Here is a 17,130-nt window from a genome sequence, read left to right on the forward strand (position 1 = left end):
CTACAGGGCATCCGGAGAAACTCGCCTTTAGCGATTTTTTCGGCTTTCGCTCCTAAAGCAGTTTTTTATAACGCTGTTCCACATCTTTTATCAATTTATATTCAAAAGAATCGACAAGGGCTATCCATGACGCTTCCATAATATCGCAGGAAACGCCTACGGTAGTCCAAGTTTCCACACTGTCGGAGCTTTCGATCAATACGCGTACGCGGGAAGCGGTTGCGGATTTTCCGTCTAAGACGCGTACCTTATAATCGATTAATCTTATCGTTTCAACCGCAGGATAAAAACGGCACAAAGCCTTACGCAAAGCTATGTCAAGGGCGTTTACAGGACCGTCGCCGTCGCCGGCGGTAACTTCAATCTGCCCTTCAACTTCAAGCTTAATTTGAGCGCAAGCGCAAACTCCGTCTTCCGGTCTGGGATTTACGCCGTTAGTCTGATAGTAATGCAATTTAAAAAACGGCTGATATTTTCCTATGGTCTTACGAACAAGAAGTTCAAAACTTCCGTCGGCGCCTTCAAACTGATAACCTTCGAGTTCAAGATCCTTAACCTTTTTAATTATGTCCGCAACGACAGGGGAAGACTTTGTGATCGTAGGATCGAATTTTTTTATCTTTTCGATTATCATGCTGCGTCCGGCGACTTCGCTCATTAAAAACACTCTGGAATTCCCTACAGTTTCAGGAGCGATGTGCTCATAAGCCGTAGGATTTTTTAACACCGCATCGATGTGCATGCCGGCCTTATGCGAAAAAGCGCTTGAGCCTACGTAGGGAACGCCGGGATTTATCATTATATTTGAAATTTCAGCGATCCGCTTTGCGATCGGCGTAAGGAGCGCGATGTTTTCAGGAGGAATGCACTCATAACCCATCTTAAGCTGAAGATTGGCTATGATGACGGCAAGATTTGCGTTACCCGTACGCTCCCCGAAACCTAAAAAAGTTCCCTGAACGTGCCTTACTCCGTTCTCCACAGCTATAAGGGAATTCGCCACTGCAAGACCGGAATCGTCGTGCGTGTGTATGCCGATCTTTACCTTAGCGCCGAATTTTTCACATACGACCTTTGAAATTTCACTGCAGCGGGAAAGCATACAGCCGCCTTTCGTTTCGCAAAGAGTTAGTACGGAAGCGCCTCCGTCAACGGCAGCCTGCAAAGTCAGCATTGCATAATCTTTGTCGTCCTCGTAGCCGGTAAAAAAATGCTCGGCGTCATAGATAACATTTCTGCCGTGTTCTTTTAAAAAGGCGATCGTTTCATAAATCATCTTGATATTTTCTTCGGGTGTAGCACGTAAAATTTCAGTAACTTGAAATTTCCATGACTTACCGAATATGACTACGTCTTCCGTTTCTGCGGCGAGAAGGCTCTGAACGTTCAAATCTTCAGCGCTTGAAACGTCCCTGCGCCTTGTAGAACCGAAGGCGCAAAGGCGGGCGTTTTTTAATTTAAGCTTTTTTGCCGCCTGAAAAAATTCCATATCTTTGGGATTTGAACCGGGGTTTCCGGCTTCTATAAACGCTATGCCGATTTCATCAAGCGCTTTAACTATGTGAATTTTATCTTGAACTGAAAAACTGATCCCTTCGCCCTGAGCGCCGTCGCGCAGCGTAGAATCCAAAATTTCAATTTTTCTATCGGAAAGGTTCAAATCTTTATCCTCAACAATTAGTTTTATGACCTGCGCTATTATGGCAGTCAATAAATATCAATGTCAATAATGATCATCCAGCCATTTAATAATATGAATTAATTTTCTCATATTATTATAGTCATTTTTGTCTTACAGGATTGTTTTTAGTTGCATAAAGAGAGCAATATATATTAAAAATACAAATAACCTACTAAGCTACTAGGTATATTAATTCTGTCTACCTGAGAATTCCTATATCGAGCTGCCCTATATTTTCCTTTACAAGTAAAAAACCTATAACATTTGCTACAGGCATAGGTTGATAATGAATCAATGAATTTGAATCGTAATAATCAACAATAGATTTAAATGTATTAAAATTCCCATTTTCAATATTGCTAAAAAGTTCCATATTGTTTGGGTATTTTTGTTTTATTAAATTCATGGCAGTTCCGCCTGCAAATTGGTTGAAAGAAAAAATCCCTAATGATACTAAATGCATAATTTGATTATTTTTTATGTTTGAAGTAGGAAGATAATTTTTAAGACAGCTTGCTGCAAAAATTTCATGTAATTGGGGTATATTTTGCCTAAAAGATAAGGTATGTATAAAGAAGCTTATTACTATTACAGATAGTTGATTTTTATTTAACTGTGGAATTAGTTCTAAAGCTAAATTTAGTTGAAAAGTCAATCCATTATCATCAACGAGTAGAGCCTGTTTTAATGCTTCAGATAATATATTTAAATTAGAAGTATCACCAAATCTTGCAGCATTATTTATCGAAGAATTAAGGATGTATTGAGAATTTGGATGTTTTAAGGATTCTTGGATTTTTAAGCGTTCATCTTCTTCTATTTTTGAGAAGAAATTTTTACAGAATTCTTCTACATTTTTTCTTGCACGTTCTTCAGCAGCTTCAACTAATTTTGGAAAATTAAGTTCGTATAATGTATTAAATATTTCTCTTATTTGAATAAAGTTATTGATTGTGACATTTCCATTTATTTGGTTTATAGAACTATTATTTGTAGCTTTTGCGCTCATTTCATTCATAAAGTACTAATTTCCTTTTTAAAGTTTCCATTTACTTGGTATACGTTTGAATTATTATTTGCTTTTGATTCAAATGAAGAGATTGAACTATTTGTTGAATCTGAAATATTATTTTTACCAGATTGTTCAATTTTTTTAATTTTAGAATGATTTTTAATTTGTAAAATCAATGATATTATTGAAATAATTGATGATATAATAATACCGGTAATTTGAATTTTATCACTTATAGACATAAGTATGTCCTCCCGTTTCCTAATATAAAATATAATAAAAAAAGCTTAAACAACAAAAAAGGCAGGGCCTGAATGAAGCCTGCCTTTTTTTATCCTTTCAACCCAATAATATTCTTAAGACTCTCATAACTGTCTACATGGTCGTATTTTATGCCTCGTGTAGAAACTACATTGAACAGCTTTTTTGCACATTCAATTTTGTTATGTTCAATTTTTCGCAGCTGCATATCTTCAAGACTTCCTTTTGTTTCTGCAACAAAGAAGACGTGTTGAACTTTATCCTTGTTAAAAGCGATTGCCCAGTCAGGAGCATAATTACCAACTGGTGTTGGAATCTGGAATGAACGAGGAAGTTTTGCATAAACTACAACTTCTGTTGCGGCTTCAAGATCTGTTGCAAATTTCCATTCGATGCTTTCTTTTCCGCTACCATCTGTAAAGACAAGATTCTGGATTGCTTTTTTAGAAAAGAGCGGCTCTTTGTCTGGCAGTTTTCCAGCAGTAAAGATGCTTGAATCATAGGTGTCTTCAAGTTCGTGATATTTAATATGTTCAACAATCTTTGTAGATTTTTGAACGTTGATTATATTGATAACATCACGGATAAACTTTTCAGGATTGAATCCGAACTGTTCTGTCTCTTTTCCTGTAAGCTCGCTTAAAATTTTTCCAACGGTTTTTCGTGTCAGTTTGCAACCTTTTGCAATATCTCCTACCAAATCATATTTTACGGTGCTTGCAGCTGCACGGCTTAATGATTTTGTTTCTGTTTTTGAACCACCAAAAGATGTTCCAGAACGAACTTCTGTTTCATCAATCTTATCTTTCTGCTTACCTATCTCCAACGTATAACGCATTGGAACAACTTTAAGATTAGATTTGATTGCATTTACAGAGTTCTTAATCAGTTCATTGCTGTTGAAGTAGCAGGTATATGTGTACTTATGATTGATTTTCTTCCAAAGTTCCTGGAAAATATCTTCCTCAAAGTTCTCATTCAGCGGATTCCCTTTATCCCATTTCGGGCACTGTGCATTATCGACCATGCCTGAAAGAACTGATGGATTATAAACTGATTGAATCAATTTCTGCACCTGTTCAAAAATCTCAGTTGTAGCATTAGCATTCTGGAACAATTCTGGAGGCAAAGATTCATTTAATTTAGAAGGAAGATTCTGAATTGTCTGGTTTTCAACAGCAGTTTTATAAGTATCTGTAGGCTTATCTTCATCATCTATGTAATTATTTCGAACTAGATAGTTATGAATGACATTTGCTTGTTTAGAATCAAGTTCAAAAGTCTGACCGCAAACTGTAATAGTTTTACCAACAAAGTATTCAATATTTGCAATTTTTGGTCTTGAATCAGACAATTCAGCAGAAATATCTTTTTGAAGTCTCTCTACAAAATCACTGTAGCTTTCACTTGCAATAACTGTAAGTGTGTTAATTTCAAGTACAGCCTCTCCAAGAGTTTCCTTGTCTTGACGATTTCCCTTTTCATTTACGCAAAGACGCATACCTCGCCCTACTTCCTGACGGCGACTGATTGTATTATCAGAATGTTTTAGAGTACAAATTTGAAATACATTAGGATTGTCCCAACCTTCGCGCAATGCAGAGTGAGAAAAGATAAAACGAATAGGCATGTCAAAATCCAACAGAACTTCTTTTTTCTTCAGAATCAAATCATAAGTTGTAAGGTCTTCATCTGTTTCACCACTCGTATTGACAAAGCGACCTTTCTTGTCGCGACTAAAATAACCTTCATGGCATAAAGAAATATTGTCGGCAGTTTTTGCAAGATAGTTCTTGTAATATCCTGGAAATAAATTCAAAAACTCGTTCATCACATTGAGGTATTCCTCTTCAAACATCTTGCCGTATTCACCAAGAATTTCGTTTCCATCATCATCTGCATCTCGATACTTTGCAACTTCATCAATGAAAAACAACGAAAGAACTTTGATTCTCAATCCCTGTTCAAAAAATTCCTTTTCTTTTTCAAAGTGGCTTCGGATAGTTTCGCGAATCTGTACTCGGCGAATGTCTTTTTCTGCAACATTTCCAGTCATTTCTCCCATAGAAAGCATCGTAGAATCCTTGTTATTGCTCACTGGAATATTGAATTTAACAGCATTGATTTCAGGAAGAATCTCCGCAACATAGATGCCTTTATATTCTGTAAGACCTTTTGATGATTCTTCCAGTTTGTCGCCTGTATTCAACTTTACAGTCTGCCTTTTGATTCCATTTTTCTGCTTTACTTCGATTTCAAGTTTTACCTGCGGAGCCGCATATGGAGAAAGAACAATAGAATCTGCATAGATGTAGGTATTTGTTCCAGCAATATTTTCAAGCTTAAAGCCCTTAACTTCAATCTTTTTTACAAGTTTTTGATTATAAGCATCCAAAGCATCTAGTCGATAAACAAGATTATGCTGAATTTTATGAGTAGCAGAATAATTGATTACAAACAGTGGCTTAAATTGAGCGAGTGCATTCTGTGTTGCCGATTTTTCATGACCCATTTTCTGCGGTTCATCCAAAATTAGAATCGGTCTGTTTGCGGCAATAACATCAATCGGACGGCGACTTGCAAATTCATCACGCTTAGTGTAAATAATGCGGGCGGCTTCGTTTCCCTTGCGACCTTCAACATTCTTTTCTTTATTAAGAGAAGTATTAAAAGCCTGAGTGTTGATAATCATTACATTTATATCTGCGCTACTGGAAAATTGGTCAATCATATTCAGGCGTTTTGAATTATAGATAAAAAACCTGATTTTCTTTCTATAATGTTGCATAAAATGCTCTTGAGTGTATTCAAGGCTTTTAAAGATTCCTTCACGGATTGCAACAGACGGAACAACAATGATGAACTTGCTCCATCCATACGCCTGATTCAAAGCATACATTGTCTTTGTATAGACATAGGTTTTACCAGTTCCAGTTTCCATTTCAATATCAAAACTCGGAACGCCTGCCGTACGCTCAATTTTGCCGGAACGGATAATCAAGTTGTCATCCTGAACTTTATGAACATTATCCAAAAGCTCTTTTTCGCGCAAAACTAAATCTGCGTTTCTGTATCCGTCATCACAAAGCTCCAGTTCTTCATCAGATTCTGAATCCCGCTGTTTGAGCATTTCTTCTGTAAATAAACCATCCATAGAGTTTACAGTTTTTGGCATTACGCCTTTATCGCGATCATACAGAACTTTATTTGCAAACTGCTGCCCTTCAAAACATTTTACAATAGCGTCTACAGCTTGGGTCTGGTATTTTTGTATCTTAAAAGTAAATTTCATTGGTTTCTCCTACAACACCTTCCTAACCGTATCGGGGCTGTAGGTCGTAAAAATCTGCTCAAAATTGGTAATAAGGCTGTCGCCATCTTTGCTCTCGGACGGATCGCGCATTACAAAGTAGTACGGCTTTTCTTTTGCAATCTCTGTTATTGTCACCTCGTCCACGCTCTCGTCAAAGCATGACATAAGATAATTTTTCTCCACACAGAAAACATTCTTGCCGTTAATCTTTTTTGTTTCGATTTTACTAGAAAGCATAATTCCCAAATCAAGCATTACTTGAAAAAGTAAATCTTCTGCTGTGCGGTCAGGTTTGATGTTGTTCTTGAAGAGGTCGTTTGTGTCGATATGACCTGGAGTATAGTACACGTCTTCCATGTTGGTTGAGTCGACTTTAAGCACACGGAAACCGTGGTCAAGATTTTCTGTTGTAAAAGGACTGTCTTCTTTGATTTTCTTACCTGCACGGCGAATACGTTCTTTACTTATTTGACTTACTGAATCAAAGCCTTCAAGTTTAGCAATAGATTTTTCTTGAGTTGGTTCATTAATTTGAATCATTATAAACTTTCTTTTCCCACTATCTTCCATATTTTTTTGCATTACAGCATCTGCCGTAGTTCCAGAACCTGCAAAAAAATCCAAAATATAATCATCATGTGTTTTACTTTCTGCTAATTCTATAATTTTTTTTATCAATTTTGTCGGTTTTGGAGTATCAAAGGGAGTTTTTATATCTTTAAATAAATCTCTGATTTCAGATTTAGCACCAATTGTATGTCCTGCATCATCATATGACCATATAGTCGTTGGTACTATTCCATTCTGAACTTCTGATAAAAAAGTCTTTTTATATGGGCGCGATTTTCCATCAACTCCAAAAGTAATTCGATTGTCAGCAAGCATTTCTTCATACTTTTCTTTTGAAACAACCCAACAACGCGAAGGTGGTGGAGTAAATTCTAATCCTGCTGGTGACTTTATTACATAATCATTTGCAGCAGAATATGTCTTAACCGATAAATTTGTGGCTATCCATGGTCCTCTAGGGTCATTATCTGGATTTTTATACTTTGCATTTAACTCATCAGGTCTTTCAAATAAGTTTGGGCTCCAATTATGCTTATTTTTGCAATATAATAAAATATGATCATGTACATCAGATAGGTATTTGGCATCATTGGCAGTACCATATTTTTTATGCCAGATAATATGATTTACAAAATTTTGTTCGCCATACAATTCATCACATACATTTCTTAGATTTTTTACTTCACTATCATCAATGCTTATAAAAATTACCCCGTCATCGCTCAGCAAATCTCTTGCCAGTTTTAATCTTGGGTACATCATATTCAGCCAGTCTGTGTGGAATCTTCCATTGCTTTCGGTGTTGGCTACGAGTCGGTTGCCTTCTTCGTCGGTCTGTCCGCTGTTTGCAATGTAGTCCGACGCATTCTGAGCAAAATCATCCTCATACACAAAGTCGTTTCCCGTGTTGTAGGGCGGGTCTATGTAGATCATCTTAATCTTGCCAAGATAGGTCTCCTGCAAGAGCTTCAACACTTCCAGATTATCGCCCTCGATATAGAGGTTTTCGGTGTTGTCAAAGTCCACGCTCTCCTCACGGCACGGGCGCAGCGTTTTGGGAATGGGAGCGTTTGCAAGCAGGACAGACTTCTTTTTATCCGGCCATGTAAACTGGTAGCGCTCCTCACGACCTTCCACAAAGCTGCTGGAAAGTTCCTGTTTAAGCATATCAAAGTCAATTTTTTTTGTAATACTGCCGTCTTCCGCCTTTGCTTCTGTTACACAGTTCGGAAACAACGCAGCAATCTTGCTTACGTTTTCATCAATTTTATTGAGCGAGTGCATCTTTAAGTGGTTCATTTATTGTTCTCCTTCAATTTTCATCATCATATTGTAATGTGCAATATTTCCAGAATCTTCAAATATTTTCTTAAATACAATTAAATATTTCTCTAATAATGAATCATCAGAATCAACATAGAATAAATCATCGAAAGAACTGTGTGAACCTGAATTTACCCAAGATAAAAGTGATCTATAAATTGCGATATCATCTTTATCTTTTAAAATTTTGCTTGTATGAAGATTTTTAATATCAATTCCACCAAGAAATTGAAAATAATATTCAATTATTCGTCTCATTGTATTTTGAATAGAAACAATATTGATACTTGTTTTATCCTTTTCTGCAATTCTGACTTCATTCCATAAATTATCATAAGTCGAGTTTATTGGCTTTTCATTGATGCAATTCTTTATTTTTGTTTCGTTATTATATTTTTTTATAAGGATATATCTTACTTCTGGATTCTTTAAGAATCCATTATTGTATGTTACTTCATTAAAAAAATAAGCATTATGAGTAAAAATAAATAATTGTTTAATATTGGAAGTATTATTAGAAATATTCTCAAAAAGTCTTCTTATCAGGGTACTGACAACAAATAAAATATCATTATCAAGACTTGAAACTGGGTCATCAATAACTACAATTCTATTGTTTGCTAAGCCTGTTGTAGCTTGGCTTCCTTTCAAAAGATTATAAAAATACAAAAAAGTCACAAAAGATTTTTCACCTTCACTTAAGGTTTTTTCTACTGGAGTTCCGTCAAGTCTTATGATTTTATATGTAAATTCATCTCCGCCAAGTTCAAGCTTAAAACCTGTAAAGTTAAAATCAGCAAGTAATTTGTTGATACTATCAAGAGTTGGTTTTACACTCGTTTGTTTTTTCTCTAATTCAGCTAAAGTAGTTTCATGTTCAGCCAATTCTGTGTTTTTTTCACTTTTATCTGATTCTAAATTTGCTTTCTCAGTTTCAAGTTTTCCAATATTATCAGAATACTCCTTTATATCATCTTTTAATTCATTACAGATATATTTCCAAACAAGGGGTTCTAATTTTTGTTTTTCGGTTTTTATATTCTGAATAAATTTATTATGCTCATTAATTTTATTATTTGCATCTAGAATTATGGCATCAATTTTTTTGCAATAGTCTAAAATACTTTTTAACGCAAATTTTTGGCTCAAATTTTCCAATTTCTTGTTAATTTCATTAAAATTGGAATCAGTAATTTTTTGTAAAGAAGTAAACGTAATTTTTAATTCATCTTTGTTTAATTGTTCATATGAAGAAGATAATAATTTATTAACATTATCAAGATAAATACTAATAGCATTAGAATAATCTCGTTTCAATTTTATAACTGTATTTTTATCATTTTCATATGTTACATCAAAATAGTCGTTCAATCTTTCTTCAAGATTTGCCGGCAAAGTTTGCTGACAGAATGGACATTTACTATTTGATAAAGAAACATATTTCATACCAGTTTTTACCCAATCTGAATTTTTTAGACTTTTTATTAAATCGGCAATATCTAAATCATCTTTACCAACAATTGATTTATTAAGAATTTCATTACTCTCAAGATTCTCAATTTCACTGTAAGGAATAATTGTTACAGGAAGTAATTGCTCTGAAGAATCTACATAACATTGTCTTGCAATTTCTTCAAGTTCTTCTTTTGTTTTTAATTCTGATTTATTGTTTTTATATTCACTGAGAACTCTATCGAAAAAAGTATCTATCTTTCCTCTTGCTCCAGCTATGGCATTTACTAAAGGTGTTTTTTCCTTATCAAATGCTTGTTTTATTTTCCAGAATTTTTCTTTAGATATAGTATTCTGATTTTTTATATTTTCCTCATTTACAAATAAAGAGTCTGTTAATTCATTAATTTTGTTTGTAATATCCTCAATATTATTTTTTTCATCTTTAATTTTCTTTTGAGTATCTGCTTCTTCTTTTCCAAGAGTAAAAATACCTTTTATTTCTTCTGATTGTTCAAAATTATCATTAATAAAATCGGTGTTATAAACAACAGTCTCTAGAGTATGGTTAGATTTCCAATAAATCTTACAATTAGGATAAGCAGACTCATTAGTTATTATGCGAGAAATAGTTGTTTTACCACTACCATTATTTCCATAAATGAAATTTACTTTAGAAAGATTATCAAGAGTTTCATCAATATATGTCGCTGTATCTTTTATTTCTATCTTTTCAATCATTATAATTTCTCCAATTCTTCTTCAAGTTTTCTTTTTTGAGCTACAAGTTCAAACTTCTTTTTTGGTTGAACTTCCCCGCGCGCAAGTTTTTCTAATTTTTCTATTTCCTTCAGGAGCGTTTCTTTCTTTTCCTTAAAGACAATATTTTCTTCTATGCTTAAGTTGCTGTCCCACTCCCCGCCTTCTATTTTTTTGATGATGTTTTCCCAAACTTCATCAAAGTTTAATCCTCTAAGCTGAATGGAGGCTTTTGTTTCAGGCATCCAATCTGTTGTAAAAACCTTCTGGAAAAAGACTGCCAGCTGAACTTCTTCTTCAAACTGCAAGGCAAATACAAGGTTCTGAGGAATCAGTTTTGCGATGCGTTCTATGTTTTTCAGTTCATAATCTTTTGTCTTTAAAATTACGTTTAAAACATAAAAGCTCTTTACAGTTTCGCCTTCCGCAATTGCAGGGATTGTTCGGCTACTTACTTCGTTTACAATACTAATGCGACTTATGTCTGCATCAAACTTTGCAACTTGAACATTTGTAAGCTGAAACTTTCTGTAAATCTGTGTTTTCGGCAGAGTCTTATGAAGTTCTGTTACTTCTGGTAGATTTAACATTCTCTCCCCTATTCATCTTTTACAACAAGAAAACAAATCAATTCAAAATCATCAAGGCCTTTTATCTGCCCATGTTTAAAATCAACCGCTTGCCCACTAAGGAATAAATCCATATCACTTTCATCTTTTACTTTTATTATAGAAGAAATGGAATCTCCTAGAAGCCTGTTATAAGTTTTCATACTACGGCCGTCTTTTGTTTCTGCGTTGAATTGCTTGTAAACTTCTGGTATCGGCTCAACTTGACCTTTACACATGAGGCGCATTTTATCGAGCATATTCTTTGGATTTAGGTGATTGCAGACTACTTCGCCGTTTTCTCCAATGTAAACTATGTAAAACGGATGCAAGCGATTCTGATTATCAATATTTACACTGTTGTTGCGGTTTTTAAGAACATAAATAACACCTGGAGGACAATCTTCTTTTGATTTTGTTACGGCATGTAGTCCAAACGCTGTATTATCCAAATCTCCGTGTTCTTTTACATATTCAAGAAGATCCAGACGGAATTCATTAAGCCCTAAATCTATAATGTTGATACCACTGCTCATTTCCTCTATATCTACGACTTCATCTTTTAGTTTCTGTAGCTGCTCTTTTCTGTATTCCAAATCCCTCTGTTCTTCTTCAAGAATGTTGTCATCGGCAGTAGCTGCCATATCAACAATCTTCATTCGAGTTTCTACGCGTCCTTTAAGGTTGATATATTCATCAAGCGTCAAATCAGGCCAAAAGTTCACTAGCTGAATCTGGTCGTTTTTGCTTCCGATACGGTCAATTCGTCCAAAGCGCTGGATAATTCGGACCGGATTCCAGTGAATGTCGTAATTTATAAGATAGTCGCAATCCTGTAGGTTCTGTCCTTCACTTATACAGTCTGTTGCAATAAGAATGTCTATGCTACGAGAATCATCTGGGTAGATAACGGCTTTGTCCTTTGAAATTGGGGAAAAATATGTAAGAACGGCGTTCAAACCACAATGAAATTTTTCGAGCGTACTTTTGCCGTCTGTTGTTCCGCTAATCATTGCAGTGTTCAAGCCGTATTTTTCTTTTATAAACTGATTTAAATTGTCATAAAGATAATCAGCGGTATCTGCAAAGGCGGAGAACACAATAACCTTTTTATTACCGCTGTTTATAGGGTTTTCAATTTTATTGCAGATCACCTCAATGAGTTTTTGCAACTTGGAATCTCTTTCTGGCGTAATGTCATAAATCAGGCTTTCAAGCCCTGAAAGGATATTGAAATCCAGATTCAAATCTGCAAGCCAGGAAATATAGTCCATATCGTTCAAAGCAATTTTTACTTTCTTTCCAATGGCAAAAATGTCGCTTGCATTTTGATCATCAAAATCGCAATCTTCGTCCATTGAAATATCTGTAAAGTTGATATTCGAATTATTCTTAGTTTCATCAAAGTCTTCTACAACTTTAATTGTCTGACTAATATAATATTTCACTCTCTGCACTGTAAGCCGAAATGAATAAACAGAACTTTCAAGGCGTTTCAAGAGATTTATTGCCATAAGTCGGCGGATTCCGCTTTCACGCCCCATTTGGTCAAAGCCACCAGAGCCTGTTTCTTCATCAACATTTAAATCGTATTTATAACGTTTGCTCGGATGAATAAAATGAGATGGAACATAAACAGAAAGTTTTAACTTATTCAGTTCCTCAAAAATCAGATTGAATGTAGTTTCATTATAATCTTTTGTAAGAGGTGTTTGAATTGAAATTGGATGCAGCCTTTTTGGAAATGTTCCAATGTCTTTTGTGTCGTAATATTTTTGAATATGCTTGCGGCTTCGGGCAATAGTAACACTGTCTAGAACTTCAAAAAAGTCAAAGCTAAGCATTGAAAAAAGAGTTTCTGTTGTTCGTTCTTTTGATTCAAATTTGCTCCATTTATTAAAAGCCGCTTGCGCCTGACGGAAAATATCTTCTACAGATCTCTTTATTTTCAGATTTTGATCCAGTTTTTCTGCAACGCCCTCATAGGCAAGTGCAAGCTGGTTTCGTAAGTCAACAAAGCGATTATTTACAGGAGTAGCACTAAGCATTAAAACCTTTGTCTTTACTCCCTGCTTAATGACTTTCTCCATGAGCTGCATATAGCGGTTTTCTTTTGTATTCGCATGTGTGCCAATTCCATTACGAAAGTTATGCGATTCATCAATTACAACAAGATCATAGTTTCCCCAATTGATATATGCCAGGTCATTACCGTTAGACTGTCCGTGAGTTCTGTTCAAATCAGTATGAAAGAGAACATCATAACGTAGCCTGTCGTTTGCAATTAGATTGTTTTTATAATTTCCTTTGTAAATATTCCAGTTGTTAGCAAGTTTTTTGGGGCAAAGCACCAGGACACGGTTATTGCGGCTTTCAAAATATTTGATTACTGAAAGAGCTGTAAAAGTTTTTCCAAGACCAACGCTATCGGCAAGAATGCAGCCGTTATATTTTTCCAATTTGTTTATAATTGCAAGACAGGCATCTTGCTGGAAGTTGTAAAGCTTTTTCCAAATTGCACTCTGCTTAAATCCTGTTGCTTCCTTTGGAAGAACATCTTCGCTGATATCATCAAGAAATTCCTTGAAAATATTGTAGAGAGTTATGAAATAAATAAACTCAGGAGAGTTTTCAGTATATGCTGATGTAATGCTTTCTATAATTTGATCAGTTACATCCTGCATAATGTCTTTGTTCTGCCAAAACTGCTCAAACATCTGCAAAAATCTAACGCTTATCGGAGAGTGAGTTTTCATAATACCAAAGGCCGCATTGTTTCCCTTTTCTACTCCAAGTTCTACAGCCGTAAACTCTTTTACAGGATTGTAATTTATTTCATCAATATTTATAAACGACGGCATCGATTGCTGTGTTGAGTTTGATTTGAAGGTTGCCTTTTTCTTAATCCATTCAGCACATTCTTTTGCAATAGCTTTCTGATTCAGTTCATTACGAAGCTTTACTTCAAACTCTGTTCCATAAAGACTACGCTCACGATTCAAACGAGGAATATAAAATTCTCGATTTTCTTTTTTTGCTTTATCTGTAACGAAGGTGGGAGAAGTAAAAATAAAGCGAAGTTCATCAATATTCTTGAGCTGGTTCTGAAGTTCCTGATATGCGTAAATGGAAAAGCATGCCGCTGCAATGGAAACTTTACTTCCGGGTTTAATTTCTTCTTTTATGCTCTGACTTAGAGTTTTGTTCACGTTATCGATAAATTCAACTGATTGCATTTACATCTTAGTTCCTATTAGTATTTTATGATTAGAAAGTGTCATAGAATGACACTATACTATTAATTTTAACAATCTTTGATTCTAATATATCCACTAGCGTATACATTGTCTGCGGGGAATGCATATTTTGCCCTTGTAGTATTTTCGCCTAAAGCTCAAAGCCTGCAAGCGAGTTATCTTTCGACACTATCCTTCTCCAATAAGAATGGTATAACACCAATAATTGTGATTCCATATTCATCCTGATATCGTTTCTGATTTCCACCAACAACTACAATTTTCTTAAAGAAATCACCGCTATTCAAAAGTGACTTTGTTTCCTGTTTTTTCTTTTCAGGATCATCAATACTGAATGCTGACTGAATGTAAATTTTGTTAAAACCCTGATTTACAATAAAATCAATTTCAAGATTACTTCTTTTTTGTACTCCATCTTCCACAGAAGAAACCTTCACTACCCCAACATCAACTGAATAACCTCTGGAAACAAGTTCATTAAAAATTATGTTTTCCATAATATGGCTTCTTTCCTGATGTCTGAAATTCAATCTTGCATTTCTCAATCCAATATCAACGGCATAATACTTCAAAGGAAAATCAAGATAATACTTCCCTTTTACATCAAATCGATTTGCTTTTTTGATTATGAAAGAGTCTTCAAGATATTCCAGATAATTCTTAACTGTATGATCAGATAACTTAAGCTGCTGCACAGAAGTTAATGTATTATTAAGTTTATGTGGATTAGTAAGAGATCCTACTGAAGAAAGAATTACATCTATCAGACTGCTCAATGGAGTTTCATCCTTCAATTTATATCTTTCTTTAATGTCTGCAATGTAAATCTTAGTAAAAAGATTTTTCAGATACTCAGCCTTTTCTGTTTCATTTTTTTCAAGAACGGCAAGTGGCATTCCACCATAAGTCATATATTCTTCCCAGGCATCAGCTTTTTCAAGTCCTGCATATTCATAATATTCACTGAAAGTCAGCGGATAGAGTTGTATCTCACATCCACGGTCACGAAAGTTTGTTGCAACATCTTTTGACAGCAGCCTTGAGTTACTTCCAGTAACATAGATATCTAGGTTCTTTCTGGCCATCAAGTCGTTCAAAATGTCATAAAATGTTGTATAAAGAAGATCTCTGTCCTCTTCTGGAACTGATGATCCATCTACTCCGTCTTTCTTTATACGATAGCAAAGCTGAATTTCATCAATAAAAATATAGAATTTATCAGTCTCATTGATTTTCTGAAGAACATATTCATAAAGTTTGTTTGGATTTCTAAAATCCTCAAACCCCTTTTCATCAAGTGGAATCTGAATGATATGCGAATCATCTATTCCTTGAGAATTCAAATAATTTTTATATAGTTCAAAAAGAAGATAAGATTTTCCACAGCGTCTTATACCTGTAATAATTTTAATCAGGCCATTTTCTTTCTTAGAAATAAGTCGATTCAAATATACATCACGTTCAATCAATTAAAAGCTCCTACTGCAATTTATTTTCTCTTAAGCACTTACTTTGCAATACTATTATATCATATATTTTTAAATTGCACATTCAGTGCAAACTTTAATCTACAAAACATAAACTTTGCACTAAAATTAAAATATCTCATATTTTGACCCCTAAAACAGGAGGTATTTCAAATTTTTCAGGATATGTTGACATAAATTAAAGTTTTTTATATATTTACGTACATCATGCGGGTGTAGCGAAGCTGGTTATCGCGCTGGCCTGTCACGCCGGAGATCACGGGTTCGAGCCCCGTCACTCGCGCATATACCCATTCGCCATGAATGGGTATTTTTTTCGGGCAATAGCGCAGTTGGTAGCGCGCTAGGTTCGGGACTTAGAGGTCCGCGGTTCAAATCCGCGTTGCCCGACTTTCCGCATACTTCGCCGCAAATTCCCAGCGAAAATTCAAGCGGCAGTGAAATTGTTGTTCGCAAAAGATATTGCAGTCGGATTCAATCCTTTCATTCCGGCGCGAATCGCCGGCATACCTCTCTTCTTCTGCGCGAATAAAAAGTCAATGCGGCAAAAACAGTTACTTTCATTGGGCAAAAGGATTTTACAGCGACGGCAGTTTTTGCAGTTAAAAAATATCTATTTGGCTGTAATCGATATTAAGGGCCTGAGCTATTTTTATTTTGGTCGCTTTCCGGATTTTTTTTGCTTTTTCCATTTGACAATAGGCGGCTTGACTTATGCCGATTTTTTCCGCAACATAAGTTTGTGTAAGGCCTAAATATTCACGCCATGCCTGCACAGGACTTATACCTTGATGAGCAATGTTTTTTATTATTTCGTGCGGGATTGTTTTTTCTTCAGTGATTGCCTGTTCCGAGCCGCTTATCAGAGTTTGAAAAACATTGAAGGGGACAATTGCATATTCAGGCATCCCCTCCTGATTTTTAATAAACTGTATATTAGTAAGTGTTGTCATCCCGTTTTTTAACCTCCTCGATTGAAATTATTTCGATGACTTTATAAAAATTAAACAATACACGAAAGCGGCCGATCCGCAAACGATATTGATATTTATGATTTTCCAAACTTTTTACATTTTGAACGTGAGGAAAATTATATAAAGACATCAATACCGTCGGCAACTTGGATCTGTTGAGCTTTCGGCAGTTTAAAAAATTGTTTTGTTGCCTTATTTCTCCATTCGATTTTTATCATGTATATAAGTATTATATGATATTATAAGTTTAGCCTCAAGCATTTTCATCATTTTTTTATTGATTAACAGTTTTTCTACCCCGCCGTTTCATAATATCGGCATGATATTGCATGGCCGTTGCCAACTTGGCTTTTTTGTGATATGCTATATTGAAGTTAAGAGCGCCTACCGTTTCGATTTTGCGATAACTCAAGGGCAAATCGGAAATCTTAGC

At 35.1% G+C, this 17,130-nt stretch carries 10 protein-coding genes and 2 tRNA genes; 2 read left to right on the top strand and 10 right to left on the bottom strand.

Annotation, left to right across the window (positions count from 1 at the left end; all coding sequences use genetic code 11):
* Positions 1 to 52: 52 nt before the first annotated feature.
* From cimA to HRI96_RS08320, 9 genes are all read right to left on the bottom strand, one after another.
* Positions 53 to 1,711 carry a citramalate synthase gene (cimA, locus tag HRI96_RS08280; RefSeq protein WP_430741159.1) on the bottom strand — a complete coding sequence of 553 codons (1,659 nt, stop codon included), beginning with the start codon at positions 1,709 to 1,711 and terminating at the stop codon, positions 53 to 55.
* 169 nt (positions 1,712 to 1,880) lie between these two features.
* On the bottom strand, positions 1,881 to 2,699 hold the full coding sequence (locus HRI96_RS08285; RefSeq protein WP_210116912.1) for an LPO_1073/Vpar_1526 family protein: 819 nt from the start codon (positions 2,697 to 2,699) through the stop codon (positions 1,881 to 1,883).
* Positions 2,696 to 2,935 (bottom strand): hypothetical protein, encoded by a 240-nt coding sequence (locus HRI96_RS08290; protein WP_210116913.1) that lies wholly within the window; start codon positions 2,933 to 2,935, stop codon positions 2,696 to 2,698. The genes HRI96_RS08285 and HRI96_RS08290 overlap by 4 nt, the downstream gene beginning before the upstream one ends.
* A gap of 89 nt (positions 2,936 to 3,024) precedes the next feature.
* Complete coding sequence (locus HRI96_RS08295; protein ID WP_210116914.1) at positions 3,025 to 6,246, bottom strand: restriction endonuclease; 3,222 nt, start codon at positions 6,244 to 6,246, stop codon at positions 3,025 to 3,027.
* Between the two features lie 9 nt (positions 6,247 to 6,255).
* The gene (locus tag HRI96_RS08300; protein WP_210116915.1) at positions 6,256 to 8,136 is read right to left on the bottom strand and encodes a site-specific DNA-methyltransferase; all 1,881 of its coding nucleotides are present in this window, start codon (positions 8,134 to 8,136) and stop codon (positions 6,256 to 6,258) included.
* On the bottom strand, positions 8,137 to 10,353 hold the full coding sequence (locus HRI96_RS08305; protein ID WP_210116916.1) for an AAA family ATPase: 2,217 nt from the start codon (positions 10,351 to 10,353) through the stop codon (positions 8,137 to 8,139). It lies immediately after the preceding gene.
* Positions 10,353 to 10,961 carry a DUF4391 domain-containing protein gene (locus HRI96_RS08310; RefSeq protein WP_210116917.1) on the bottom strand — a complete coding sequence of 203 codons (609 nt, stop codon included), beginning with the start codon at positions 10,959 to 10,961 and terminating at the stop codon, positions 10,353 to 10,355. The genes HRI96_RS08305 and HRI96_RS08310 overlap by 1 nt, the downstream gene beginning before the upstream one ends.
* Before the next feature lie 8 nt (positions 10,962 to 10,969).
* Positions 10,970 to 14,215, bottom strand: coding sequence for a helicase-related protein (locus HRI96_RS08315; protein WP_210116918.1), 3,246 nt, complete (start codon positions 14,213 to 14,215; stop codon positions 10,970 to 10,972).
* A 176-nt stretch (positions 14,216 to 14,391) separates the two neighbouring features.
* On the bottom strand, positions 14,392 to 15,705 hold the full coding sequence (locus HRI96_RS08320) for an ATP-binding protein (RefSeq protein WP_210116919.1): 1,314 nt from the start codon (positions 15,703 to 15,705) through the stop codon (positions 14,392 to 14,394).
* A 227-nt stretch (positions 15,706 to 15,932) separates the two neighbouring features.
* On the opposite strand from HRI96_RS08320, the gene HRI96_RS08325 reads away from it, so the two are divergent.
* Positions 15,933 to 16,006, top strand: a tRNA-Asp gene (locus HRI96_RS08325).
* Positions 16,007 to 16,040: 34 nt separating this feature from the next.
* Positions 16,041 to 16,113 (top strand) — tRNA-Pro (locus tag HRI96_RS08330).
* A 212-nt stretch (positions 16,114 to 16,325) separates the two neighbouring features.
* Here HRI96_RS08330 and HRI96_RS08335 read toward each other — a convergent pair.
* Positions 16,326 to 16,676, bottom strand: a complete 351-nt coding sequence (locus HRI96_RS08335; RefSeq protein WP_210116920.1) for a helix-turn-helix domain-containing protein — start codon at positions 16,674 to 16,676, stop codon at positions 16,326 to 16,328.
* Positions 16,677 to 17,130: the final 454 nt, after the last annotated feature.

It is taken from the genome of Treponema parvum (assembly GCF_017893945.1).
Classification (GTDB): Bacteria; Spirochaetota; Spirochaetia; order Treponematales; family Treponemataceae; genus Treponema_D; species Treponema_D parvum_A.

What these genes read in the sequence shown, in the direction of transcription:
- HRI96_RS08310 (WP_210116917.1), bottom strand. Translation starts at nt 10,961, where the DNA reads ATGTTAAATCTACCAGAAGTAACAGAACTTCATAAGACTCTGCCGAAA.
- HRI96_RS08300 (WP_210116915.1), bottom strand. Translation starts at nt 8,136, where the DNA reads ATGAACCACTTAAAGATGCACTCGCTCAATAAAATTGATGAAAACGTA.
- HRI96_RS08295 (WP_210116914.1), bottom strand. Translation starts at nt 6,246, where the DNA reads ATGAAATTTACTTTTAAGATACAAAAATACCAGACCCAAGCTGTAGAC.
- HRI96_RS08285 (WP_210116912.1), bottom strand. Translation starts at nt 2,699, where the DNA reads ATGAATGAAATGAGCGCAAAAGCTACAAATAATAGTTCTATAAACCAA.
- HRI96_RS08315 (WP_210116918.1), bottom strand. Translation starts at nt 14,215, where the DNA reads ATGCAATCAGTTGAATTTATCGATAACGTGAACAAAACTCTAAGTCAG.
- HRI96_RS08305 (WP_210116916.1), bottom strand. Translation starts at nt 10,353, where the DNA reads ATGATTGAAAAGATAGAAATAAAAGATACAGCGACATATATTGATGAA.
- HRI96_RS08290 (WP_210116913.1), bottom strand. Translation starts at nt 2,935, where the DNA reads ATGTCTATAAGTGATAAAATTCAAATTACCGGTATTATTATATCATCA.
- HRI96_RS08335 (WP_210116920.1), bottom strand. Translation starts at nt 16,676, where the DNA reads ATGACAACACTTACTAATATACAGTTTATTAAAAATCAGGAGGGGATG.